Origin of the sequence: Escherichia sp. MOD1-EC6300 (assembly GCF_002965045.1) — a bacterium.
GTDB classification, from domain to species: Bacteria; Pseudomonadota; Gammaproteobacteria; order Enterobacterales; family Enterobacteriaceae; genus Escherichia; species Escherichia coli_F.
The window spans coordinates 64,916-90,255 of the sequence record NZ_PTRH01000009.1; the positions used below are offsets into that span (position 1 = coordinate 64,916).

Annotated in this window: 25 protein-coding genes; 17 read left to right on the top strand and 8 right to left on the bottom strand. The window is 52.9% G+C overall.

Features of this window, described 5'->3' with window-relative positions; genetic code table 11:
* Positions 1-63 precede the first annotated feature (63 nt).
* Positions 64-123 carry a protein YpfM gene (ypfM, locus tag BGE37_RS14890; RefSeq protein WP_001386977.1) on the bottom strand — a complete coding sequence of 20 codons (60 nt, stop codon included), beginning with the start codon at positions 121-123 and terminating at the stop codon, positions 64-66.
* Between the two features lie 380 nt (positions 124-503).
* Here ypfM and BGE37_RS14895 point away from each other — a divergent pair, with 380 nt between their 5' ends.
* The 3 genes from BGE37_RS14895 to BGE37_RS14905 are packed head-to-tail and all read left to right on the top strand — an operon-like array spanning position 504 to position 2,219.
* Positions 504-860 (top strand): ArsC family reductase, encoded by a 357-nt coding sequence (locus tag BGE37_RS14895; RefSeq protein WP_000258228.1) that lies wholly within the window; start codon positions 504-506, stop codon positions 858-860.
* A 3-nt stretch (positions 861-863) separates the two neighbouring features.
* On the top strand, positions 864-1,991 hold the full coding sequence (gene dapE / locus BGE37_RS14900; RefSeq protein WP_001277784.1) for a succinyl-diaminopimelate desuccinylase: 1,128 nt from the start codon (positions 864-866) through the stop codon (positions 1,989-1,991).
* 27 nt (positions 1,992-2,018) lie between these two features.
* On the top strand, positions 2,019-2,219 hold the full coding sequence (locus BGE37_RS14905) for a YpfN family protein (RefSeq protein WP_000383836.1): 201 nt from the start codon (positions 2,019-2,021) through the stop codon (positions 2,217-2,219).
* A 94-nt stretch (positions 2,220-2,313) separates the two neighbouring features.
* Here BGE37_RS14905 and ypfH read toward each other — a convergent pair whose 3' ends face one another.
* The 6 genes from ypfH to dapA form a co-directional block, all read right to left on the bottom strand.
* Positions 2,314-3,015 carry an esterase gene (ypfH, locus tag BGE37_RS14910; protein WP_105288162.1) on the bottom strand — a complete coding sequence of 234 codons (702 nt, stop codon included), beginning with the start codon at positions 3,013-3,015 and terminating at the stop codon, positions 2,314-2,316.
* 73 nt (positions 3,016-3,088) lie between these two features.
* Positions 3,089-5,104, bottom strand: coding sequence for a tRNA cytosine(34) acetyltransferase TmcA (gene tmcA / locus BGE37_RS14915; RefSeq protein ID WP_105288163.1), 2,016 nt, complete (start codon positions 5,102-5,104; stop codon positions 3,089-3,091).
* 14 nt (positions 5,105-5,118) lie between these two features.
* A complete protein-coding gene (gene ypfJ, locus BGE37_RS14920) occupies positions 5,119-5,982 on the bottom strand; it encodes a KPN_02809 family neutral zinc metallopeptidase (RefSeq protein WP_001267498.1) in 864 nt (287 codons plus the stop codon).
* 167 nt (positions 5,983-6,149) lie between these two features.
* Complete coding sequence (gene purC / locus BGE37_RS14925; RefSeq protein WP_001295467.1) at positions 6,150-6,863, bottom strand: phosphoribosylaminoimidazolesuccinocarboxamide synthase; 714 nt, start codon at positions 6,861-6,863, stop codon at positions 6,150-6,152.
* A 212-nt stretch (positions 6,864-7,075) separates the two neighbouring features.
* Positions 7,076-8,110, bottom strand: a complete 1,035-nt coding sequence (gene bamC, locus BGE37_RS14930) for an outer membrane protein assembly factor BamC (RefSeq protein ID WP_032184860.1) — start codon at positions 8,108-8,110, stop codon at positions 7,076-7,078.
* 16 nt (positions 8,111-8,126) lie between these two features.
* The gene (gene dapA / locus BGE37_RS14935) at positions 8,127-9,005 is read right to left on the bottom strand and encodes a 4-hydroxy-tetrahydrodipicolinate synthase (RefSeq protein WP_001592471.1); all 879 of its coding nucleotides are present in this window, start codon (positions 9,003-9,005) and stop codon (positions 8,127-8,129) included.
* A gap of 145 nt (positions 9,006-9,150) precedes the next feature.
* Here dapA and BGE37_RS14940 point away from each other — a divergent pair, with 145 nt between their 5' ends.
* The 14 genes from BGE37_RS14940 to focB all read left to right on the top strand — a co-directional run bounded on the left by BGE37_RS14940 (position 9,151) and on the right by focB (position 24,075).
* Positions 9,151-9,723 (top strand): glycine cleavage system transcriptional repressor, encoded by a 573-nt coding sequence (locus BGE37_RS14940; RefSeq protein ID WP_000176186.1) that lies wholly within the window; start codon positions 9,151-9,153, stop codon positions 9,721-9,723.
* Positions 9,723-10,193 carry a thioredoxin-dependent thiol peroxidase gene (gene bcp / locus BGE37_RS14945; protein ID WP_001068682.1) on the top strand — a complete coding sequence of 157 codons (471 nt, stop codon included), beginning with the start codon at positions 9,723-9,725 and terminating at the stop codon, positions 10,191-10,193. Before BGE37_RS14940 ends, bcp begins: the two co-directional genes overlap by 1 nt.
* 252 nt (positions 10,194-10,445) lie before the next feature.
* Entirely contained in the window at positions 10,446-11,063 is a 618-nt protein-coding gene (gene hyfA, locus BGE37_RS14950; protein ID WP_001353043.1) for a hydrogenase 4 subunit HyfA, read from the top strand.
* Positions 11,063-13,081 carry a hydrogenase 4 subunit B gene (gene hyfB / locus BGE37_RS14955; RefSeq protein ID WP_105288164.1) on the top strand — a complete coding sequence of 673 codons (2,019 nt, stop codon included), beginning with the start codon at positions 11,063-11,065 and terminating at the stop codon, positions 13,079-13,081. Before hyfA ends, hyfB begins: the two co-directional genes overlap by 1 nt.
* A 10-nt stretch (positions 13,082-13,091) precedes the next feature.
* Entirely contained in the window at positions 13,092-14,039 is a 948-nt protein-coding gene (hyfC, locus tag BGE37_RS14960; RefSeq protein WP_001353042.1) for a hydrogenase 4 subunit HyfC, read from the top strand.
* A gap of 16 nt (positions 14,040-14,055) precedes the next feature.
* Positions 14,056-15,495: a hydrogenase 4 subunit HyfD gene (gene hyfD / locus BGE37_RS14965; RefSeq protein WP_000429082.1), complete on the top strand. Its 1,440-nt coding sequence runs from the start codon at positions 14,056-14,058 to the stop codon at positions 15,493-15,495.
* Between the two features lie 11 nt (positions 15,496-15,506).
* Entirely contained in the window at positions 15,507-16,157 is a 651-nt protein-coding gene (hyfE, locus tag BGE37_RS14970) for a hydrogenase 4 membrane subunit (protein ID WP_000147996.1), read from the top strand.
* Between the two features lie 4 nt (positions 16,158-16,161).
* A complete protein-coding gene (gene hyfF / locus BGE37_RS14975; protein WP_105288165.1) occupies positions 16,162-17,742 on the top strand; it encodes a hydrogenase 4 subunit F in 1,581 nt (526 codons plus the stop codon).
* Positions 17,732-19,447, top strand: a complete 1,716-nt coding sequence (hyfG, locus tag BGE37_RS14980; protein WP_001102313.1) for a hydrogenase 4 catalytic subunit HyfG — start codon at positions 17,732-17,734, stop codon at positions 19,445-19,447. Before hyfF ends, hyfG begins: the two co-directional genes overlap by 11 nt.
* A gap of 9 nt (positions 19,448-19,456) precedes the next feature.
* Positions 19,457-20,002 carry a hydrogenase 4 subunit H gene (hyfH, locus tag BGE37_RS14985; RefSeq protein ID WP_105288166.1) on the top strand — a complete coding sequence of 182 codons (546 nt, stop codon included), beginning with the start codon at positions 19,457-19,459 and terminating at the stop codon, positions 20,000-20,002.
* Positions 19,999-20,757, top strand: a complete 759-nt coding sequence (gene hyfI / locus BGE37_RS14990; RefSeq protein ID WP_000075547.1) for a hydrogenase 4 catalytic subunit HyfI — start codon at positions 19,999-20,001, stop codon at positions 20,755-20,757. The genes hyfH and hyfI overlap by 4 nt, the downstream gene beginning before the upstream one ends.
* Entirely contained in the window at positions 20,750-21,163 is a 414-nt protein-coding gene (gene hyfJ, locus BGE37_RS14995; protein ID WP_032184868.1) for a hydrogenase 4 assembly chaperone HyfJ, read from the top strand. Before hyfI ends, hyfJ begins: the two co-directional genes overlap by 8 nt.
* Before the next feature lie 29 nt (positions 21,164-21,192).
* Positions 21,193-23,205 carry a DNA-binding transcriptional regulator HyfR gene (hyfR, locus tag BGE37_RS15000; RefSeq protein ID WP_105288167.1) on the top strand — a complete coding sequence of 671 codons (2,013 nt, stop codon included), beginning with the start codon at positions 21,193-21,195 and terminating at the stop codon, positions 23,203-23,205.
* 21 nt (positions 23,206-23,226) lie between these two features.
* Positions 23,227-24,075, top strand: coding sequence for a formate transporter FocB (gene focB / locus BGE37_RS15005; RefSeq protein WP_105288168.1), 849 nt, complete (start codon positions 23,227-23,229; stop codon positions 24,073-24,075).
* 36 nt (positions 24,076-24,111) lie between these two features.
* Here the strand turns inward: focB and BGE37_RS15010 are convergent, their stop codons facing one another.
* Positions 24,112-25,173, bottom strand: a complete 1,062-nt coding sequence (locus tag BGE37_RS15010; RefSeq protein WP_000892051.1) for an AI-2E family transporter — start codon at positions 25,171-25,173, stop codon at positions 24,112-24,114.
* Positions 25,174-25,340: the final 167 nt, after the last annotated feature.

Consider the following 25,340-nt stretch of genomic DNA (forward strand, 5'->3'; position numbering starts at 1 on the left):
TTTCAACTTTCCGATAAAGAACCTGTTCAGCAGGTACTTTCTGTTTGTACTTTGTCTCAGGAATTACTTACGAAGCATAACTTCGATAAAGTCTTTCCAGTTCCCCAGTTCACGTTCAATCATAACAACCTCTCTTATAATTATGGGTATTCTACGGAAACAATATACCGTGGTGAAGCTAATTTACTCGATTGCTGCGATGACTACCTCCGGGGGACAAACTTTATGTAAATACTATGGTCCTGCAGCAATGATTTGTATGTGATACACAGCAACATTTCGAGATATTCATACGGAATCTAGTACTGGTTTAATTCTGTTTAAAATACAGGCAGATAACAAGGTGAATATTCTTAATGCTTACGTTAAAAATGTTTAATATTATTTAATAGTTGTTAATTTGAATACTTCGATAATGTTATATTTCTTGATAATCATTTGCAGGCAAAATGTTTTCACCCTTAAATGAGTATTTATTCTCATAAATCGAAAAAGGATTCATTATGGTTACACTTTACGGCATCAAAAATTGTGACACCATTAAAAAGGCTCGCCGTTGGCTGGAAGCCAATAACATCGCCTATCGTTTTCATGATTACCGCATTGATGGGCTGGACAGCGGATTATTGAACGGTTTTATCAACGAATTAGGCTGGCAAGCGTTACTCAATACCCGTGGTACAACCTGGCGTAAACTGGATGAAACCACCCGCAATAAAATCACCGATGCGGCCTCTGCGGCGGCATTAATGACTGAAATGCCTGCAATTATCAAACGCCCATTGCTCTGTGCGCCCGGGAAGCCTATGCTGCTGGGTTTCAGTGATTCCAGTTATCAGCAATTTTTCCATGAGGTGTAGTCTATGTCGTGCCCGGTTATTGAGCTGACCCAGCAGCTTATTCGCCGCCCATCCTTAAGCCCTGATGATGCGGGATGTCAGGCAATCATGATCGAACGTCTGCAGGCGATCGGTTTTACCGTTGAACGCATGGACTTTGCCGATACGCAAAACTTTTGGGCGTGGCGTGGGCAGGGCGAAACGTTAGCCTTTGCCGGGCATACCGATGTGGTACCGCCTGGCGACGCCGACCGTTGGATTAATCCGCCGTTTGAACCAACCATTCGTGACGGCATGTTGTTCGGGCGTGGTGCGGCAGATATGAAAGGCTCACTGGCGGCGATGGTGGTAGCAGCAGAACGTTTTGTCGCGCAACATCCCAACCATACAGGCCGACTGGCATTTCTGATCACTTCTGATGAAGAAGCCAGTGCCCACAACGGTACGGTAAAAGTCGTCGAAGCGTTAATGGCGCGTAATGAGCGTCTCGATTACTGCCTGGTCGGCGAACCATCGAGCATCGAAGTGGTTGGTGACGTGGTGAAAAATGGTCGTCGCGGATCGTTAACCTGCAACCTCACCATTCATGGCGTGCAGGGGCATGTAGCCTACCCGCATCTGGCTGACAACCCGGTACATCGCGCAGCACCTTTCCTTAATGAATTAGTGGCTATTGAGTGGGATCAGGGTAATGAATTCTTCCCGGCGACCAGTATGCAGATTGCCAATATTCAGGCGGGAACGGGCAGTAACAACGTTATTCCGGGTGAACTGTTTGTGCAGTTTAACTTCCGCTTCAGCACCGAACTGACGGATGAGATGATCAAAGCGCAGGTGCTTGCCCTGCTTGAAAAACATCAACTGCGTTATACGGTGGATTGGTGGCTTTCCGGGCAGCCATTTTTGACCGCGCGCGGCAAACTGGTGGATGCGGTCGTTAACGCGGTTGAGCACTATAATGAAATTAAACCGCAGCTACTGACCACAGGCGGAACGTCCGACGGGCGCTTTATTGCCCGCATGGGGGCGCAGGTGGTGGAACTCGGGCCGGTCAATGCCACTATTCATAAAATTAATGAATGTGTGAACGCTGCCGACCTGCAGCTACTTGCCCGTATGTATCAACGTATCATGGAACAGCTCGTCGCCTGATGAGTGGTTCTGCAAGAGGAAATAAGCATGGATTGGCTGGCTAAATATTGGTGGATTCTGGTGATTGTCTTTTTGGTAGGCGTCCTGCTGAACGTGATTAAAGATCTCAAGCGCGTCGACCATAAGAAATTTCTCGCCAACAAACCGGAGCTTCCCCCGCATCGTGATTTCAACGATAAGTGGGACGATGACGACGATTGGCCGAAAAAGGATCAACCGAAGAAGTAAGCTAAGTGGCCGGATAAGGCGTTAATGCCGCATCCGGCAATGGTGAACGATGCCTGATGCGACGCTCACGCGTCTTATCAGGCCTACCAGGCTATTATTGCATCATTTCAATTACATCATCATCGCCAGGTTTGCCACCACTTAGCGCTTCGTCGAAATAATGTTTCGGAATGGTATAACGCAAGTGATCCAGGGCAAATTGCATACTGCGATTGTCGATCGCATGGCCTAAATCCTCCACAATATCCAGCGTCACATCGCCACCGGCACTGATTAACGCTTCCTGCGCCGCAACCGCATACGCCAGATCGATAACCGGATCTTCACCGCCATGAATCAAGTGAATTGTCGTGGCTGTAGACGCGGTTTCCGGCAAGCTGGCATAACGTCCGTTAAAGGCAATGACGCGCGAAGCAAGACCCGGTTCGGCTTTAATGCTCTCCAGCGCCATAATCGCGCCTTGTGAGAAACCGATTAGCGCCGTGGCGTTTGCCCCTACTCCGCTCTGTTTCTGCCAGTAGCGCACCGTCTCAATAAACGTCGGCATGATGGCATCCACACGCGCCTGGCGATTATCTTCCGTAATACCCTGCACCGAAAACCACTGACGCCCCGCCGGATTACCGCTCGGCTCCGCGCCTCCGACGCTCACTACCAGCGCATCAGGAAATAGCGGCGCAAACCAGCTGCCGATCTCTCCCATTGCTACCGGGTTATCCCCGACACCGTGGAAAAGCAGTAACAACTGTTGTGCAGGTTTATCCGGGCTTTGAACAACAAAATGGTCATGTTTCATGGCGAACTCCTTAACTGATGTCATTAATTTTACGCCGCTGACTCACAATGACCATGGGAGAAAATTGAAGGAGTCAGTGAAAAAATTGCCATTGCGTTATGCGATCGCGCAGACGCTCAGTGCGAACATTATCAAGTGCGAACAGCGCCTGCGCGGCCTCTTCTCGCTGACGGGCCAGTAACATCTTGCGGCCTGAAAGTTTAAGTGTGGTACATAACTGCGCGTCACTGACGTTTTTCTGTAAACGACCACGCAGCGCCGGTAATGCCAGTTCACTGGTTTGTAGCAGACGCGTTAAGCAACCTAATGACGTTAAAAGCGGACGATGAGCGAAAGCAAAACCGGCCAGTTCCAGCCAGTCGCCGTCAGTAACCACGATATCGTTAAGCGGATCGACTGGAACAGTTTCGCCATTCCACTGCGCGATAATTTGCGCATCGCGGCGTAAACGAAAATGCTCACGTTCTGCCAATTGTTTACCCGCTTCGCTAATCGGTAACAACGCCATCGCCGTATAGCAACCGCTGCTGGCTTCACGATGATTACCCATTCGCACCAGCACAAAACCGCAGCGTTGCCAGAAACGCCATAACTCCTCGGTATAACCAAAGCTTACCGAAATGTAGTCGAGGCCAGGCGTATATTGCAAAGCGCTGGCAATGAGCTGTTGCCCAACGCCTTCGCGCTGACGCGCCGGATGGACTGCAATCCGGCTGACCCGCCGTCCGCGCAATGTCGCTGCCAGTGGATTGCTGCCGTGCGCCGCCAGCGACTGGGCTACCAGATTACCCCGCGGGCGACGAAAACCTGCCCATACCGCCTGGCTGAGTTCTTGAGATAATCCGCCCTCCTCGACCAGCCACAGCGCCCCGGCGATCTCGTTTTCACAAGCCGCCTGGAAAAAATGTTGCCCAGGTACATCCATCATGCGGCGTAAATCCAGCGGCGAGGTCCGGTAGTGCGCGCCAGACAATAGCTGATATACCTTTAACGGTGTATCCGGATCGCTTCGCCATAAGGTCTGTTCAAAAGCGGAAATGACGATGTCACCTTGTGGTTCGTGAGTGAAGTTTTCATCGTCAAAAACCAGTGCCTCGCTGACCATTTTTTCCAGCGGGCATCCCTGCGCCCAGCGGATCGGCTGTTGCAATTCGAAACGGTGTAAATGCGGGAAACGCGCACAAAATTTCAGCAAAAAACCACGTCCGGTACCTTCGTAGCCCTGCACCGTAGTGGTTAACAACGTTCGAGGAAAACGCGATACCAGTTGATGCAACAACGGCGCAGGTATGGCTGCGGCTTCATCGACCACCAGCCAGTCGGCTTGCTCATCGCTGGCTAACAAGGCATCCGGCGCAATAAAGCGAAACTTTTCGCCCGCAAATTGTGCCAGTACATCCGTTGCCGCTTTTGCAGGCGCGGTGACAATCGCACTGCCCGCAATACGAGAAATGAGTTGCCCTGCCAGCGCCGACTTACCGCGCCCACGCGCAGCAGTTACCGCTGACACACCCGGCGGCATGGTGAGTAGCTGCTGTAAGAGTTGCTGTTGTTCTGGTTGTGGTGCGCCAGTCGCGGGTTGCCAGTCAGTACGGGGAATAAAATGCGTCAACGTGAACGGCTGGTTTTGCCGCCAGAGGATAGCGTCGTGATCCGCCGTAAGTACGCGTTTGAGGTGCCGGACAAAATGCGGCGTCGCAATAGGGTCAGGGCAATCACTCCAGCGCAGCGAATCGGCATCAGGTTGGTTTTCCCACTCTTCCCATACAGGGAGTAACAACACCAGCCAGCTTCCCGCTTTCAACGTTCCGCTAAGTGCCGCAAAGGCAGCGGCATCAAAGCCCTGGCGGGCGTCGAATACCGCATGCCGGAACTCGCGTCCAAGTAAAGTTTGTAGCGTCGAGGGAGTACAGTGGTTTTCAGCGACTGGCTGCGGCGAAACCCACAACCAGTCGCCAGGTAAAGCATCACTCAACTTAAGCGCATGCTCAAAACACCAATCCTCTTCCCCGCTCAACACCAGCAAGCGGCGGATCCCTTCACGTTTCATTTGCGCTGTTAATGGGTGAAGCGCAGTCAGTTCAGCCATCCCTGCCCCGAAAGTTAAATGCTTTTACCAAAAGTATTGCATTGTGCCGGATCGCCGCTGTCGAAACCACGTTTAAACCAGCTGTAGCGTTGCTGAGAAGTGCCATGAGTGAAACTGTCTGGTACGACTCGCCCCTGACTTTGCTGCTGTAAACGGTCATCGCCGATGGCCTGCGCCGCGTTCAGCGCTTCTTCCAGATCGCCGGTTTCCAGAACGCCTTGCTGCTGCATGCTATGCCCCCAGACACCGGCAAAACAGTCGGCCTGGAGTTCCATACGTACAGATAAGCGGTTCACTTCCGCCTGCGTCGCGTTTTGTTGCAGTTGACGGACTTTCGGCTCGATGCCTAACAGTTTCTGCACATGATGACCGACTTCATGGGCGATAACGTACCCCTGGGCAAAATCGCCATCCGCGCCAAGTTTGTCTTTCATGTCATCATAGAAGGAGAGATCGATATAAACCGTGCCATCCGCCGGGCAATAGAACGGCCCCATTATGGACTGGCCCGCCCCGCAGCCGGTACGCGTCATTCCACGGTACATGACCAGCTTCGGTTGCTGATAGGTCTTACCCATCTTCTCGAACTGCTGTCCCCAGGTGTCTTCCGTGGTTGCCAGAATCACCGAGGTGAATTTTGCGGCTTCGTCTTCATTAGGGCTAATTGACCGCGTTGATTGTTGTTGGGAAACCGGCTGTCCGGTCATCAATCCGGTTAAATCAACGCCATAGTAGCCTGCAACCAGCACGACTATCAGTAAAATCAGCCCGCCTTTACCGCTTGGCAGACGGAAACCGGGACCGCCCATTGACGGACCACCGGAGCTATTGCGCCTGTCTTCAACATTGTCACTTTCACGTCGCCCTTGCCAACGCATAGATACCTCAACAATATATTCATTATAGAAATGATCGTAGGTGGTTCAGAGGAAGATTACCACAGGAAAGCGGGATGAAATGGCGGAGGAATGAGCGTTCAATGCACATCTTATGAGAGCGGTTGTCTTGCCGTGCCAGCAGCACGGCAAGATGATGAATAGAAAAATCAGTCCAGCTGTACACCCAGGCGGCGGGCAACGGCTTCATAGGCTTCGATCAGGCCACCGAGGCTCTGGCGGAAACGGTCTTTATCCATTTTCTCCAGCGTTTCTTTGTCCCACAGGCGGCTGCCGTCCGGGGAGAACTCATCGCCCAGAACCACTTCGCCTTTGTACAGACCAAACTCCAGCTTGAAGTCGACCAGAATCAGACCAGCATCATCGAACAGTTTTTTCAGCACGTCGTTCGCTTTGTAGGTCAGCTCTTTCATACGCGCCAGATTCTCTTTACTTACCCAGCCAAAGGTTTCGCAGTAAGATTCGTTGACCATCGGATCGTGCATGGCGTCGTTTTTCAGGAACAGATCGAACAGCGGCGGGTTCAGCTCAATACCTTCTTCGATTCCAAGACGTTTCACCAGAGAGCCAGCAGCACGGTTACGCACGACACACTCAACCGGCACCATATCCAGCTTTTTCACCAGACATTCGGTATCGGAGAGCAGACGCTCCATTTGAGTCGGGATACCCGCTTCAGCCAGTTTGCTCATAATGAAGTAGTTGAACTTGTTGTTCACCATACCTTTGCGATCAAACTGCTCAATGCGCGCGCCATCCCCTGCTGACGTATCATTGCGGAATTCGAGCACCAACAGGTCCGGGTTTTCCGTGCTGTATACGGTTTTCGCTTTACCACGATACAACTCAGCTTGCTTTTGCATCTTTATCACTCCTGGGTGTGAATTAACGTTTTAAAATCTTTTGCTGTCTGATGTGCCAGATGTTTTGTCGGATGCGGCAAGAACGCCTTATCCGACCTACGTCCGACAAACAAATTTCGTGCGAATTACCGCTAAAATCGCATTTTTCTGCCGACGCACACGTTTGCGTATCATATCAGAAAAAAGGGCCGGATGACTCCAGCCCTGTATTTTTACTTGCTAAACGCAGCCTGGAAGACAGCTACCAGCGCGTCGTTCTGACTCTGAGTCAGAGTATGACCTTTCGGATCGATGAACTGTAGGCTGCTGCGGTTATCTAAATCGCCAACCTGCAGTTTATAGTCACCGGATGCCAGGCCTGGATCGCTCGCGCCCAGTTCCTGCCAGTCGCTGTCAGACAGCGGCTTGTAAGTTACGGCCATGTTGCCCTGCGAACGGGTGCTGTCGGTCACTTTCATGCCCACTTTTTCCAGCGCCGCTGGCAGACGTTGCCAAACCACATTGAACGGCCCGCGTACGACCAGCATCGGTAAACCGGTGTCATCAGCTGCACTTTGTACGTCCATAGTGGTGGAGGCACGATTTTGCGCAGCGTTCGCGGCGTCAGTGGCAGATTTATCCAGACCGGCGGAAATAACGTTCATCATCTCCGTGCTGTAACGCTGCATGGAAGCCGCGTCTGCAACCGGTTTGCCCGCCTGTTCCAGGTTCAGCAGTTTAACCGTAACCGCCTGCTGATAACCCTGCGGCTTAACAGAGATTTGATAACGACCACGATACTGCTCGTCTTCGTCCAGACGGTTCCATTGTACCCAATCGGTGGTCAGTGTCTGACCAGCATCATCACGTTGGGTGATGGTGTAGTTTTTCGCCTGCAGCACGCTAACCACCTGCGGCCACAGAGTATTGCCACGACCATTTTCCACCAGCAATGAAGCGGTATCGCCCGTGAACTGGGTACGCGCGCCAGAAACCAGTGCCAGCGGCTGGGCTGGCGGACGAATGTCCAGCGCCTTACCGACAGCACCACTACCGTTGGTCACCGGGATTGCGTAATCACCGGAGGTCACCGGCAAAATCATTCCAGCCGGGGCATGAAGCTCCGCAAGCGGTGCTGCTTCCAGGTAGGATTCATCACCACTGACCTGGCGCTTATAGCGTGAGTCAGAACTACAGGCTGCGAGTAATAAAACAAGCGAAACACCCGCAACCTTTGCCAGGCGCGACTTTTGAACAGAGTAAGCCATCAAATCTCCCTAAACTTTACAGCAAACCGGCATGCTTAAGCGCCGCTCTGACCGTCTCACGACCACTGTCGGTGATTGGAGTCATTGGCAGGCGCAGCGTATCGGTCGCCACAAGACCCAATTCCTTACATGCCCATTTCACCGGGATTGGATTGGGTTCGACAAATAGTTTGTTGTGTAATGGCATCAGACGCTGATTAATAACGCGTGCCTCGGCAAAATGCCCTTCTGCCGCCAGTTTGCACATCTGGGCCATATCACGCGCTGCGACGTTAGCCGTAACGGAAATAACCCCATGACCGCCTAATTGCATGAAGTCCAGCGCGCTCGCATCATCGCCGCTCAGCAGAACAAAATCATCTGAAACCAGCTCTTTGATCTGGTTTACACGCGTTAAGTTCCCTGTAGCCTCTTTGATTCCGATAATATTTTTTACTTTCGCCAGACGGCCCACCGTTTCCGGGAGCAGATCGCAACCAGTACGGGACGGCACATTATACAGAATTTGCGGCAGGTCAGTATGTTCAGCGATGGCTTTGAAATGCTGATACAAACCTTCTTGCGACGGACGATTATAGTAAGGGGTTACCGTCAGACAGCCGACGATACCACTGTCATTGAAACGCTGCGTCAGGCTAATGGCTTCCGTAGTGGCATTAGCGCCGGTCCCTGCAATTACCGGAATGCGCCCGTCAGCCAGCTCCAGCGTCATCATCACCACATCAGCATGTTCGTCATGATTTAAGGTAGCGGACTCGCCAGTGGTGCCAACAGAAACGATCGCCGAAGTACCGCTGGCGACATGATAATCAATCAGTTTTTTCAAGCTAGCCCGACAGACATTACCTTTTTCATCCATCGGAGTAACAATCGCGACAATACTTCCCGTGAACATGGGCCATCCTCTGTGCAAACAAGTGTCTCAATGGTACGTTTGGTAAGGCATTAAAAGCAAGCAGACAGAACCGTTCTGATTGTTGTATGCATGTTTTTTTTATGCTTTCCTTAAGAACAACTCACCCCTTAAAGGAATAACCAGTTTGACACTGTCATCGCAACATTATCTGGTGATCACTGCGTTGGGTGCCGATCGCCCTGGAATTGTGAACACCATCACCCGTCATGTCAGTAGTTGCGGCTGTAATATCGAAGACAGTCGCCTGGCAATGCTGGGAGAAGAGTTCACGTTTATCATGCTGCTTTCCGGTTCATGGAATGCCATCACTCTGATTGAATCAACGTTACCGTTGAAAGGTGCCGAACTGGATCTTTTAATCGTGATGAAGCGCACGACGGCGCGTCCGCGTCCGCCAATGCCAGCATCTGTCTGGGTTCAGGTCGATGTGGCAGACTCCCCGCATTTAATTGAACGCTTCACGGCACTTTTTGACGCGCACCATATGAACATTGCGGAGCTGGTGTCGCGCACGCAACCTGCTGAAAATGAACGGGCTGCACAGTTGCATATTCAGATAACCGCCCACAGTCCCGCCTCTGCGGATGCAGCAAATATTGAGCAAGCGTTTAAAGCCCTATGTACAGAACTCAATGCACAAGGCAGTATAAACGTCGTCAATTATTCCCCACATGATGAACAGGATGGAGTTAAGTAATGAATCCACTGAAAGCCGGTGATATCGCACCGAAATTTAGCTTGCCGGATCAAGACGGAGAACAAGTTAATTTGACCGACTTCCAGGGACAGCGTGTTCTGGTTTATTTTTACCCAAAAGCCATGACTCCCGGCTGTACCGTACAGGCCTGCGGCTTACGCGATAACATGGATGAATTGAAAAAAGCGGGCGTTGATGTGCTGGGTATCAGCACCGATAAACCCGAAAAACTCTCCCGTTTTGCGGAAAAAGAGCTGCTTAACTTTACGCTCCTGTCTGATGAGGACCACCAGGTGTGCGAACAATTCGGCGTCTGGGGTGAAAAGTCCTTCATGGGCAAAACCTACGATGGTATTCATCGCATCAGCTTCCTGATTGACGCTGATGGCAAAATCGAACATGTCTTTGACGATTTCAAAACCAGCAATCACCACGACGTTGTGCTGAACTGGCTGAAAGAACACGCCTGATTACTTTGCTCCATTCAGTGCTGGCTGCGCTTGCGGCCAGCACACCTCACTTCTCGTGATCAAGATCACATTCTCGCTTTCCCCTGCGACACGGGTGTCGAATCCATTTATTGCTGAACGTTAATGACCATCATTTTTGTACCGTTCAGAATCCAGTTAACACATAACTTATTGAATATATTAAATTAATCAGACTGGCATCCTTTATGCAATATGAAATGCAATGTTTCATATCATTTTCAAGGAGCCGACATGAACCGCTTTGTGGTGGCCGAACCACTGTGGTGTACAGGATGTAATACCTGTCTCGCTGCCTGTTCGGACGTGCATAAAACGCAAGGTTTACAGCAACACCCGCGCCTGGCCCTGGCGAAGACGTCAACACTCACTGCCCCTGTCGTGTGTCATCACTGTGAGGAAGCCCCTTGCCTGCAGGTCTGCCCGGTCAATGCCATCTCCCAGAGAGATGATGCGATCCAACTCAACGAAAGCCTCTGTATTGGCTGCAAGCTTTGCGCCGTGGTCTGCCCATTTGGCGCAATCAGCGCTTCAGGAAGCCGTCCGGTGAATGCCCCTGCGCAATATGTTTTTCAGGCTGACGGCTCACTCAAAGACGGCGAAGAAAACGCGCCGACCCAACATGCTTTGCTGCGCTGGGAACCGGGTGTCCAGACCGTCGCGGTGAAATGCGACCTGTGTGATTTCTTGCCAGAAGGTCCGGCCTGCGTTCGCGCTTGCCCGAATCATGCGTTACGTCTGATCACCGACGATAGCCTGCAACGTCAGATGAAAGAAAAACAGCGCCTTGCCGCAAGCTGGTTTGCCAATGGCGGGGAGGATCCCCTTTCACTCACTCAGGAGCAACGCTAATGGATGCCCTGCAATTATTAATCTGGTCGCTGATCCTCTATCTGTTTGCCAGTCTGGCTTCGCTGTTTTTACTCGGTCTGGACAGACTGGCTATTAAGCTTTCCGGCATCACATCGCTGGTGGGCGGCGCGATTGGCATCATCAGCGGAATTACGCAATTACATGCAGGCGTAACTTTAGTCGCCCGTTTTGCCACGCCTTTTGACTTTGCCGATTTAACCCTGCGAATGGATAGCCTCTCGGCATTTATGGTGCTGGTTATCTCCTTGCTGGTGGTGGTTTGTTCGCTCTATTCATTGACTTATATGCGCGAATACGAGGGCAAAGGCGCGGCGGCGATGGGCTTCTTTATGAATCTTTTCATCGCATCGATGGTTGCCCTGCTGGTGATGGACAACGCTTTTTGGTTCATCGTGCTGTTTGAAATGATGTCGCTGTCTTCCTGGTTTCTGGTCATTGCCAGGCAGGATAAAACGTCAATCAACGCTGGCATGCTCTACTTTTTTATCGCCCACGCCGGATCGGTGCTGATTATGATTGCCTTCTTGCTGATGTGGCGCGAAAGCGGCAACCTCGATTTTGCCAGTTTCCGCACGCTTTCACTTTCTCCGGGGCTGGCGTCGGCGGTGTTCCTGCTGGCCTTCTTCGGTTTTGGCGCGAAAGCCGGGATGATGCCGTTGCACAGCTGGTTGCCGCGCGCTCACCCTGCCGCACCATCGCACGCTTCGGCGTTGATGTCTGGCGTAATGGTCAAAATCGGTATTTTCGGCATCCTGAAAGTGGCGATGGATCTGCTGGCGCAAACGGGTTTGCCGCTGTGGTGGGGCATTCTGGTGATGGCGATCGGCGCAATCTCCGCGCTCCTGGGCGTGCTGTATGCGCTGGCGGAACAGGATATCAAACGGCTGCTGGCCTGGAGTACCGTCGAAAACGTCGGCATTATTTTGCTGGCGGTCGGTGTGTCCATGGTCGGTCTGTCACTGCACGCCCCGCTGCTCACCGTGGTTGGACTGCTCGGCGCACTGTTTCATCTGCTCAACCATGCGCTGTTCAAAGGGCTGCTATTTCTCGGCGCGGGTGCGATTATTTCGCGTTTGCATACCCACGACATGGAAAAAATGGGGGCACTGGCAAAACGGATGCCGTGGACAGCCGCAGCATGCCTGATTGGTTGCCTCGCGATATCAGCCATTCCTCCGCTGAATGGTTTTATCAGCGAATGGTACACCTGGCAGTCGCTGTTCTCACTAAGTCGTGTGGAAGCCGTAGCGCTACAACTTGCGGGTCCTATTGCTATGGTGATGCTGGCAGTCACTGGTGGGCTGGCAGTAATGTGCTTCGTCAAAATGTACGGCATTACTTTCTGTGGTGCGCCGCGCAGTACACACGCTGAAGAGGCACAGGAAGTGCCAAATACGATGATCGTCGCCATGCTACTGCTCGCGGCACTCTGCGTATTCATTGCGCTTAGTGCCAGTTGGCTGGCACCGAAGATAATGCACATTGCCCATGCGTTTACCAATACCCCTCCCGTCACTGTCGCCAGCGGAATGGCACTTGTCCCCGGCACGTTTCATACACGGGTCACTCCCTCATTACTGTTGCTGTTACTACTGGCGATGCCTTTGCTGCCTGGCCTTTACTGGCTGTGGTGTCGTTCGCGACGCGCAGCGTTTCGTCGCACAGGAGATGCCTGGGCATGCGGCTACGGCTGGGAAAATGCGATGGCCCCGTCAGGCAATGGCGTGATGCAGCCGCTGCGTGTGGTCTTTTCTGCGCTATTTCGTCTACGACAACAGCTCGACCCTACGCTGAGGCTGAACAAAGGTCTCGCGCACATCACCGCCAGGGCTCAGAGCACAGAACCCTTTTGGGATGAGCGGGTGATCCGCCCCATCGTGAGCGCCACCCAACGGCTGGCCAAAGAAATACAGCATCTGCAAAGCGGCGACTTTCGTCTCTATTGCCTGTATGTGGTCGCCGCACTGGTTGTGCTGCTAATCGCTATTGCCGTCTAAGGAAATCACCATGAGACAAACTCTTTGCGACGGATATCTGATCATTTTTGCGTTAGCACAGGCCGTGATTCTGCTGGCGCTAACCCCGCTTTTTACGGGGATTTCCCGGCAGATACGCGCGCGTATGCACTCCCGCCGCGGACCGGGGATCTGGCAGGATTATCGCGATATCCACAAACTGTTTAAACGCCAGGAAGTTGCGCCGACATCTTCAGGTCTGATGTTCCGCCTGATGCCGTGGGTATTAATCAGCAGCATGCTGGTGCTGGCGATGGCCCTACCACTATTTATTACTGTTTCCCCTTTTGCGGGCGGCGGCGATCTGATCACCCTTATCTATCTTCTTGCCCTGTTTCGTTTTTTCTTTGCTCTTTCCGGGCTGGATACCGGAAGCCCGTTTGCGGGAGTCGGTGCCAGTCGCGAGTTGACGCTCGGCATTCTGGTCGAACCAATGCTCATTCTCTCACTGCTGGTATTGGCGCTGATAGCGGATTCCACGCATATCGAGATGATCAGCAAGACGCTGGCGACGGGCTGGAACTCGCCACTAACCACCGTACTGGCGTTACTGGCCTGTGGTTTTGCCTGCTTCATTGAGATGGGAAAAATTCCCTTTGATGTTGCTGAAGCAGAACAGGAATTACAGGAAGGCCCGCTGACCGAATATTCCGGTGCCGGGCTGGCGCTGGCGAAGTTGGGGCTGGGGCTGAAACAGGTCGTGATGGCATCACTGTTTGTGGCCCTGTTTCTGCCCTTTGGGCGCGCGCAAGAGCTTTCTCTCACCTGCCTGCTGACTTCACTTGTCGTTACGCTGCTCAAGGTTTTGCTGATTTTTGTTCTGGCCTCTATCGCAGAAAACACGCTGGCACGCGGGCGTTTTTTACTCATTCACCATGTGACCTGGCTTGGCTTCAGCCTTGCTGCGCTTGCCTGGGTCTTCTGGTTAACCGGTCTGTAAGGAGCACTGACGGAATATGGAAAATCTTGCTCTGACGACGTTATTGCTGCCTTTTATCGGCGCACTGGTCGTTTCGTTTTCGCCACAACGTCGGGCCGCCGAATGGGGGATTTTGTTCGCCGCGCTGACCACGCTGTGCATGTTGTCGCTGATCTCCGCGTTTTATCAGGCCGATAAAGTTGCCGTCACGTTGACGTTGGTCAACGTGGGGGATGTGGCGTTGTTTGGCCTGGTCATTGATCGCGTGAGTACGCTGATTCTGTTTGTGGTGGTGTTCCTCGGTTTGCTGGTCACGATCTACTCCACGGGTTATCTGACGGATAAAAATCGCGAACACCCGCATAACGGCACGAATCGTTATTACGCATTTTTGCTGGTTTTTATCGGCGCGATGGCGGGACTGGTACTCTCCTCGACGCTGCTCGGTCAGTTATTGTTTTTTGAAATTACGGGCGGCTGCTCCTGGGCATTGATCAGTTATTACCAGAGCGATAAAGCGCAACGTTCAGCACTAAAAGCGTTACTTATCACTCATATCGGTTCGCTGGGGTTGTATCTTGCCGCCGCCACGCTGTTTTTGCAGACCGGAACGTTTGCGCTTAGCGCGATGAGCGAGTTACACGGCGACGCACGTTATCTGGTTTATGGCGGCATCCTGTTTGCCGCGTGGGGAAAATCGGCCCAGCTACCGATGCAAGCGTGGCTACCGGATGCAATGGAAGCGCCAACACCGATCAGCGCCTATCTCCACGCCGCATCGATGGTGAAAGTGGGCGTTTACATTTTTGCCCGCGCCATTATCGACGGCGGCAATATCCCGCATGTGATTGGCGGCGTTGGCATGGTCATGGCACTGGTCACCATTCTTTACGGCTTTCTGATGTATTTGCCGCAGCAGGATATGAAGCGGTTGCTGGCCTGGTCGACCATCACTCAACTTGGCTGGATGTTCTTCGGCTTGTCGCTCTCCATCTTCGGCTCGCGGCTGGCACTGGAGGGCAGCATCGCCTACATCGTCAACCACGCGTTCGCTAAAAGCCTGTTTTTCCTTGTAGCAGGTGCGCTGAGTTACAGCTGCGGCACGCGCTTGTTGCCGCGTCTGCGTGGCGTATTGCACACCCTGCCGTTGCCAGGCGTGGGTTTCTGCGTGGCCGCGCTGGCGATTACTGGCGTGCCGCCGTTCAACGGCTTCTTCAGTAAATTCCCACTGTTTGCTGCCGGTTTTTCGTTGTCAGTGGAGTACTGGATCCTGCTGCCCGCCATGATTCTGCTGATGATTGAATCGGTCGCCAGTTTCGCCTGGTTTATTCGCTGGTTTGGTCGCGTCGTGCCTGGCAAACCGAGCGAAGCCGTCGCCGATGCCGCACCGCTGCCAGGATCAATGCGCCTGGTGTTGATTGTACTGATTGTGATGTCGCTGATTTCCAGCGTATTCGCCGCGACCTGGTTGCAGTAAGGAGATGATGAATGACCGGTTCTATGATCGTAAATAATCTGGCGGGACTGATGATGCTGACATCGCTGTTTGTGATTAGTGTCAAAAGCTATCGCCTGTCATGCGGATTTTACGCCTGCCAGTCGCTGGTGCTGGTGTCTATTTTCGCCACCCTCTCGTGCCTGTTCGCCGCAGAGCAACTGCTGATCTGGTCCGCCAGCGCCTTTATCACCAAAGTACTGATGGTACCGTTAATCATGATTTACGCTGCACGAAATATTCCCCAGAACCTCCCGGAAAAAGCGTTATTCGGTCCGGCAATGATGGCATTGCTCGCGGCATTAATTGTCCTGCTTTGCGCATTTGTCGTTCAGCCCGTGAAGCTACCGATGGCTACCGGGCTGAAACCGGCGCTGGCGGTGGCGTTAGGTCATTTTCTGCTTGGCCTGCTGTGCATTGTCAGCCAGCGCAATATCCTGCGGCAAATTTTTGGTTACTGCCTGATGGAAAACGGCTCCCATCTGGTGCTGGCACTTCTTGCCTGGCGTGCACCGGAACTGGTGGAAATTGGTATCGCTACCGACGCCATTTTCGCCGTCGTTGTGATGGTGTTGCTGGCAAGAAAAATATGGCGTACCCACGGCACGCTGGACGTGAACAACTTGACCGCGCTGAAGGGATAATGAGATGAGTTATTCTGTGATGTTCGCTTTACTCCTGCTCACGCCGCTGCTTTTTTCGCTGCTCTGTTTTGCCTGCCGGAAACGGGGACACTCTGCGACTCGCACGGTGACAGTATTACATAGCTTAGGGATCACACTGCTGCTGATTCTGGCACTCTGGGTGGTCAAAACCGCCGCGGATGCGGAAGAAATATTCGCCGCCGGACTGTGGCTTCATATTGATGGTCTGGGCGGTTTGTTCCTCGCCATTCTTGGTGTGATTGGCTTTCTCACCGGTGTTTACTCGATTGGCTACATGCGTCATGAAGTGGCTCACGGCGAGATTTCACCCGTTACGCTGTGCGATTACTACGGTTTCTTCCATCTGTTTTTGTTCACCATGCTGCTGGTTGTTACCAGCAATAACCTGATTGTGATGTGGGCGGCAATCGAAGCCACCACCTTAAGCTCGGCGTTTCTGGTAGGCATTTACGGTCAGCGTTCATCTCTGGAAGCTGCATGGAAGTACATCATTATTTGTACTGTTGGTGTCGCTTTTGGTCTGTTCGGTACCGTGCTGGTATACGCCAACGCCGCCAGCGTTATGCCGCAGGCAGAAATGGCGATATTCTGGAGCGAGGTTCTTAAGCAATCGTCCTTGCTTGACCCAACATTAATGCTGTTGGCCTTTGTGTTTGTGCTAATTGGCTTTGGCACCAAAACCGGGCTATTTCCCATGCACGCCTGGCTGCCGGATGCTCACAGTGAAGCGCCGAGTCCGGTCAGCGCCCTGCTCTCCGCCGTATTGCTGAACTGCGCGCTGTTGGTGCTGATTCGCTATTACATCATTATTTGCCAGGCCATCGGCAGCGATTTCCCCAACCGGTTGTTGCTCATCTTCGGCATGTTGTCGGTTGCCGTGGCGGCATTTTTCATTCTGGTACAGCGGGACATTAAGCGTCTGCTGGCGTACTCCAGCGTGGAGAACATGGGACTGGTCGCGGTGGCGCTAGGCATTGGCGGGCCGCTGGGAATTTTTGCTGCGCTGCTGCACACCTTAAACCACAGTCTGGCAAAAACGCTGCTGTTCTGCGGTTCCGGCAATGTACTGCTCAAGTACGGCACGCGCGATCTCAACGTCGTCTGCGGAATGCTCAAAATCATGCCATTTACCGCCGTGCTGTTTGGCGGCGGTGCGCTGGCGCTGGCCGGGATGCCGCCCTTCAACATTTTTCTTAGCGAATTTATGACCGTTACCGCCGGACTGGCTCGTAATCACCTGTTGATTATCGTCCTGCTGTTATTGCTGTTAACGCTGGTGCTGGCGGGCCTGGTACGGATGGCTGCGCGGGTGTTAATGGCGAAACCGCCGCAGGCCGTTAACCGGGGTGAACTTGGCTGGTTGACCACCTCGCCAATGGTGATTCTGCTGGTCATGATGCTGGCGATGGGAACGCATATTCCACAACCTGTCATCAGGATCCTGGCGGGCGCTTCCACTATAGTCCTCTCAGGGACGCACGACCTGCCTGCACAACGTAGCACCTGGCATGATTTTTTGCCTTCAGGCACCGCATCTGTTTCGGAGAAACACAGTGAACGTTAATTCATCGTCAAATCGTGGCGAAGCGATTCTCGCCGCCCTGAAAACGCAGTTCCCCGGCGCGGTGCTGGATGAAGAGCGACAAACGCCTGAACAGGTCACCATTACGGTGAAAATAAATCTGCTGCCTGACGTTGTACATTATCTTTATTATCAACATGATGGCTGGCTTCCGGTCCTGTTTGGCAACGACGAGCGGACACTTAACGGTCATTACGCGGTTTATTATGCCCTTTCAATGGAAGGGGCCGAAAAATGCTGGATCGTGGTGAAGGCACTGGTCGATGCCGACAGTAGGGAGTTTCCGTCAGTCACACCGCGCGTCCCTGCCGCGGTCTGGGGCGAGCGAGAAATTCGCGATATGTACGGGCTGATTCCGGTTGGCCTGCCGGATCAGCGTCGCCTGGTGTTGCCCGATGACTGGCCGGAAGACATGCATCCGCTGCGCAAAGACGCGATGGATTATCGACTGCGCCCTGAACCGACGACTGATACCGAAACGTATCCGTTTATCAACGAGGGCAACAGCGATGCGCGGGTGATCCCTGTTGGCCCGCTGCATATCACCTCCGATGAACCAGGTCACTTCCGCTTGTTTGTGGATGGCGAGCAAATTGTCGATGCTGATTACCGCCTGTTTTATGTCCATCGCGGCATGGAGAAACTGGCAGAAACGCGGATGGGCTACAACGAAGTGACCTTCTTGTCGGACCGCGTGTGTGGGATTTGCGGTTTTGCCCACAGTGTGGCCTATACCAACTCGGTTGAAAATGCACTGGGGATTGAGGTGCCGCAACGAGCGCATACTATTCGCTCGATTCTGCTGGAAGTCGAACGGCTGCATAGTCATTTGCTCAACCTTGGCCTCTCCTGCCATTTTGTTGGTTTTGATACCGGTTTTATGCAATTTTTCCGCGTGCGGGAAAAGTCGATGACGATGGCGGAATTGCTGACCGGGTCGCGTAAAACCTACGGTCTGAATCTGATTGGTGGTGTTCGCCGCGATATTCTCAAAGAGCAACGTCTGCAAACGATGAAACTGGTGCGCGAGATGCGCGCCGACGTGTCGGAGCTGGTAGAGATGCTGCTTGCCACGCCGAATATGGAACAACGCACTCAGGGCATTGGCATTCTCGACCGACAAATCGCCCGTGATTATAGCCCCGTAGGGCCGCTGATCCGTGGCAGTGGTTTTGCCCGTGATTTGCGCTTTGATCACCCCTACGCCGACTACGGCAATATTCCAAAAACGCTGTTTACCTTTACCGGCGGCGATGTCTTCTCCCGCGTGATGGTCCGTGTCAAAGAGACGTTTGATTCGCTGGCAATGCTGGAATTTGCCCTCGACAACATGCCGGATACCCCGCTGCTGACCGAAGGCTTTAGCTATAAACCTCACGCATTCGCGCTGGGCTTTGTTGAAGCGCCACGCGGTGAAGACGTGCACTGGAGCATGCTCGGTGATAACCAAAAATTGTTCCGCTGGCGCTGTCGTGCCGCCACCTACGCCAACTGGCCAGTGCTGCGTTACATGCTGCGCGGCAATACCGTTTCTGACGCACCGCTGATTATCGGTAGCCTTGATCCCTGCTACTCCTGTACCGACCGTGTGACGCTGGTTGATGTGCGCAAGCGCCAGTCAAAAACCGTGCCGTATAAAGAGATCGAACGCTACGGCATTGATCGTAACCGTTCGCCGCTGAAGTAAGGACAGAAAATGCTGAAGTTACTGAAAACTATTATGCGCGCCGGAACCGCGACGGTGAAATATCCCTTCGCGCCACTGGAGGTCAGCCCAGGCTTTCGCGGGAAACCTGACCTGATGCCCAGCCAATGTATTGCCTGCGGTGCCTGCGCCTGTGCTTGTCCGGCAAATGCGCTGACTATCCAGACCGACGACCAGCAAAATACGCGCACCTGGCAGCTCTATCTGGGGCGTTGTATTTACTGCGGACGTTGTGAAGAAGTGTGCCCGACCAGAGCCATTCAGCTTACCAATAACTTTGAACTGACCGTCACCAATAAAGCCGATCTCTATACCCGCGCGACGTTCCAGCTACAACGTTGCAGCCGTTGCGAACGCCCGTTTGCCCCGCAAAAAACCGTCGCACTGGCTGCAGAACTGTTGGCACAGCAACAAAATGCACCACAAAACCGCGAAATGTTGTGGGCGCAAGCGAGCGTCTGCCCGGAATGCAAACAACGCGCGACGCTGATCAACGACGACACAGATGAACCGCTGGTGGCTAAGGAGCAGCTATGAGTCCAGTGCTTACGCAACATGTCAGCCAGCCCATCACGCTGGACGAACAAACGCAAAAGATGAAGCAGCATTTGTTACAGGATATCCGTCGCTCGGCCTACGTTTATCGCGTCGATTGCGGCGGCTGCAACGCCTGCGAAATCGAAATTTTTGCCGCCATCACACCAGTATTCGACGCAGAACGTTTTGGCATTAAGGTTGTTTCATCACCGCGTCACGCCGATATTTTGTTATTTACTGGCGCAGTCACCCGGGCGATGCGTATGCCTGCACTTCGGGCATATGAGTCTGCCCCCGATCATAAAATCTGTGTTTCCTACGGCGCGTGCGGTGTCGGCGGCGGTATTTTCCACGATCTCTACAGCGTCTGGGGCGGCAGCGACACCATTGTCCCCATTGATGTTTGGATCCCCGGCTGCCCGCCAACACCGGCCGCCACCATTCACGGTTTCGCCGTGGCGCTCGGTTTGCTACAACAGAAGATTCACGCGGTGGATTATCGCGATCCCACCGGGGTGACCATGCAACCGCTGTGGCCGCAGATCCCGCCATCACAGCGTATCGCCATTGAGCGAGAAGCGAGGCGGCTGGCGGGCTATCGTCAGGGGCGAGAAATTTGCGATCGGCTCCTGCGCCATTTAAGCGACGATCCTACAGGAAATCGGGTTAACACCTGGTTGCGCGAAGCCGACGATCCGCGTCTCAATAGTATCGTTCAGCAACTCTTTCGCGTTCTCCGGGGGTTACATGGCTGAGGAGTGCGGGGAAATTGTTTTCTGGACGCTGCGAAAAAAATTTATCGCCAGTAGCGACGAGATGCCGGAACACAGCTCCCAGGTAATGTATTACTCGTTGGCTATCGGTCATCACGTTGGCGTGATTGATTGTCTGAATGTCGCCTTCCGCTGCCCACAGACGGAATACGAAGATTGGCTTGCACAGGTCGAAGAGGAGCAAGCCCGACGTAAGATGCTGGGGGTGATGACCTTTGGTGAGATTGTTATTGACGCCAGCCACACCGCCCTGTTGACCCGGGCATTCGCGCCACTGGCAGATGACGCGACGTCTGTGTGGCAGGCGCGTAGCATTCAATTCATTCATCTGTTGGATGAAATTGTGCAGGAACCGGCCATCTATATGATGGCCAGAAAAATTGCATGAGAAGGATTTCTCATTAATAAGGACTGTTGATGGCTATGTCAGACGAGGCGATGTTTGCCCCGCCACAAGGAATAACAATTGAAGCGGTAAACGGAATGCTCGCGGAGCGGTTAGCGCAGAAACACGGCAAGGCGTCTTTATTACGCGCCTTCATCCCGCTGCCGCCGCCGTTCAGCCCGGTACAACTTATTGAACTGCATGTTCTCAAAAGCAACTTCTATTACCGCTACCATGATGATGGCAGCGATGTGACGGCAACAACAGAGTATCAGGGCGAGATGGTCGATTATTCGCGCCACGCCGTCCTTCTCGGCAGTAGTGGAATGGCGGAGCTACGCTTTATTCGCACCCACGGCAGTCGTTTTACTCCCCAGGATTGCACACTGTTTAACTGGCTGGCACACATAATCACTCCGGTTCTGCAATCATGGCTCAATGATGAAGAACAGCAGGTGGCGCTGCGTTTGCTGGAGAAAGATCGCGATCATCATCGGGTACTGGTGGATATCACTAATGCAGTGTTGTCACATCTTGATCTCGACGATCTGATCGCTGACGTCGCTCGTGAGATCCATCATTTTTTCGGTCTGGCTTCAGTCAGTATGGTACTGGGCGATCATCGAAAGAACGAGAAGTTCAGCCTGTGGTGCAGCGATCTTTCTGCCTCACATTGTGCGTGTCTGCCACGCTGTATGCCTGGCGAAAGTGTATTGCTGACACAAACGCTACAAACCCGACAACCGACCTTGACGCACCGTGCAGACGATCTGTTTCTCTGGCAACGCGACCCGTTATTACACTTACTTGCATCTAACGGCTGCGAATCTGCGCTCCTTATACCGCTCACCTTTGGCAACCATACACCGGGTGCATTGTTGCTGGCGCATACCTCTCCCACTCTCTTTAGTGAGGAAAACTGCCAGCTACTACAACATATTGCCGATCGCATCGCTATTGCCGTTGGCAATGCCGATGCCTGGCGCAGCATGACCGATTTGCAGGAAAGCTTGCAGCAAGAAAACCACCAGCTTAGCGAGCAGCTCCTTTCGAATCTGGGCGTCGGTGACATTATCTACCAAAGCCAGGCAATGGAAGATTTACTCCAGCAGGTAGATATTGTGGCGAAGAGCGACAGTACGGTGTTGATTTGTGGTGAAACCGGAACCGGCAAAGAGGTGATCGCCAGGGCGATCCATCAACTGAGCCCGCGACGCGACAAGCCGCTGGTCAAAATCAACTGCGCCGCTATCCCCGCCAGTCTTCTGGAAAGTGAGTTATTCGGTCACGACAAAGGGGCATTTACTGGCGCGATTAACACTCATCGTGGTCGTTTTGAAATTGCCGATGGCGGCACGTTATTTCTCGATGAAATTGGCGATCTGCCGTTAGAACTTCAGCCCAAACTGCTACGCGTATTACAGGAGCGGGAAATTGAGCGTCTCGGTGGGAGTAGAACGATCCCGGTGAATGTCAGAGTCATTGCCGCCACCAACCGTGATTTGTGGCAAATGGTTGAAGATCGCCAGTTTCGCAGCGATCTCTTTTATCGCCTGAATGTCTTCCCACTGGAACTGCCGCCACTGCGCGACCGTCCGGAAGATATCCCTCTTTTAGCAAAGCATTTCACGCAAAAAATGGCGCGCCATATGAATCGCGCAATTGACGCCATCCCGACCGAGGCGCTACGCCAGTTGATGTCGTGGGACTGGCCGGGCAACGTGCGCGAGCTGGAAAACGTGATTGAGCGAGCGGTACTACTGACTCGCGGTAACAGTCTGAATTTACATCTTAATGTCCGACAAAGCCGTTTACTGCCGACGTTAAATGAAAATTCGGCGCTTCGCAGTTCAATGGCGCAGTTACTGCACCCGACGACGCCAGAGAATGACGAAGAAGAACGTCAGCGCATTGTTCAGGTATTGCGAGAAACCAATGGCATTGTTGCCGGGCCCCGTGGCGCGGCGACGCGATTAGGGATGAAGCGCACCACGCTGCTGTCACGAATGCAGCGGCTGGGGATCTCGGTTCGCGAGGTGTTGTAATCTGTTTTTGCAGGAGTATGCATGAGAAACAAACTCTCTTTCGACTTGCAGTTGAGCGCCAGAAAAGCGGCAATCGCTGAACGGATTGCCGCCCATAAAATTGCCCGCAGCAAAGTGTCGGTCTTTTTAATGGCGATGTCCGCAGGCGTGTTTATGGCGATCGGATTTACTTTTTACCTTACCGTTATCGCCGATGCCCCGTCTTCACAGGCATTAACCCATCTGGTGGGTGGCCTTTGCTTTACACTCGGCTTTATTTTGCTGGCGGTTTGCGGCACCAGCCTGTTCACCTCGTCGGTAATGACGGTGATGGCAAAAAGTCGGGGCGTTATTAGCTTGCGAACATGGCTGATTAATGCACTTCTGGTGGCCTGCGGTAATCTGGCAGGTATTGCCTGTTTCAGTTTGTTAATCTGGTTTTCCGGGCTGGTGATGAGTGAAAACGCGATGTGGGGAGTCGCGGTTTTACACTGCGCCGAGGGCAAAATGCATCATACATTTACTGAATCAGTCAGCCTCGGCATTATGTGCAATCTGATGGTTTGTCTGGCGCTGTGGATGAGTTATTGCGGACGTTCATTATGCGACAAAATCGTCGCCATGATTTTGCCCATCACCCTGTTTGTCGCCAGTGGCTTTGAGCACTGTATCGCCAATTTGTTTGTGATTCCGTTCGCCATTGCCATTCGCCATTTCGCCCCTACCTCCTTCTGGCAACTGGCGCACAGTAGCGCAGACAATTTTCCGGCACTGACGGTCAGCCATTTTATTACCGCCAATCTGCTCCCGGTGATGCTGGGTAATATTATCGGCGGTGCAGTGCTGGTGAGTATTTGTTATCGGGCTATTTATTTACGTCAGGAACCCTAAAAATCAGCCCGGCGAAACAGTTCGTCGGGCTGAAGATTATTCTTGCGCGATTTGCCCATCGGGCCAGGCGTGAATCACGGCTTTGATCAGCGTCGCCAATGGAATGGCGAAGAATACGCCCCAGAATCCCCACAAACCACCGAAGATCACTACTGATAAAATAATGACCAGCGGATGCAGGTTAACCGCTTCGGAGAACAACACAGGTACTAACAGGTTGCCGTCCAGCGCCTGAATGATCAGATACACCGCGAAGCAGCTCCAGAATTCCGTGCCAGCACCAAACTGGAATAGCGCCACGCCAACCACCGGAATGGTCACCACAAATGCACCAATGTACGGAATAAGTACCGAGAAGCCGACCAGCACCGCCAGCAGCAGCGAATAGTTCAGCCCGAAGAGTAAGAATCCCAGCCAGGTGGCAATCCCCACCACGATCATCTCCAGCACTTTCCCACGGATATAGTTGGTGATTTGTTGATTCATCTCCTTCCACACCTGGCCTGCCAGACCACGGTTACGCGGCAGCACCCGGCGAACGGCGTTCAACATTTGCTCTTTGTCTTTCAGCAGGAAGAAGACCATCAATGGCACCAGCACCAGATAGACGGCAATGGTCAGCAAACCGACCAGCGAGGCGAGGGAAATTTTCACCACCGAATCGCCCATGGTGAGCATTCGGCTGCGCATATTTTCGGCCATTGCATCAATAATCCCCGCATCCATTAACGCCGGATAGCGGCGCGGCAACGTGGCGGCAAAATCAGAGAGCTTATTGAGCATCCCCGGCATATCACGGATTAAGTAGATGCCCTGTTGCCAGGCGATAGGCATTACCACGAACGCCATCAGCAGCAAAATACCGACGAAAACGACCAATACAATCGATGTCGCCCAACGTCGGGAGCAGCCTATTGATTGTAGGCGCACGGTTGGCCATTCCAGTAAATAGGCCAGCACAATCGCCACCAGCAACGGTGCGAGTAGGCCGCTAAAGAAAAAGATAATGCCAAATCCGGCAACTAAAATAACCAGCAAGGCAATCGCTTCCGGGTCACTAAAACGGCGGCGATACCATTGCATCAACATTTCGAGCATAAAGACCTTCCCTGAACCTCAAGAGCGGGATTGCGATCCGCAATTGTATCGAAATGTCACAAAAAAGACTTCGCTTTTTATGACGAATTCAGGAAACTGAAAAGTCATTTGAGTGGGCTAATCTTCGCCGTTACACTCAAAGGCGGCGCGGTGGGAACGATATTTCA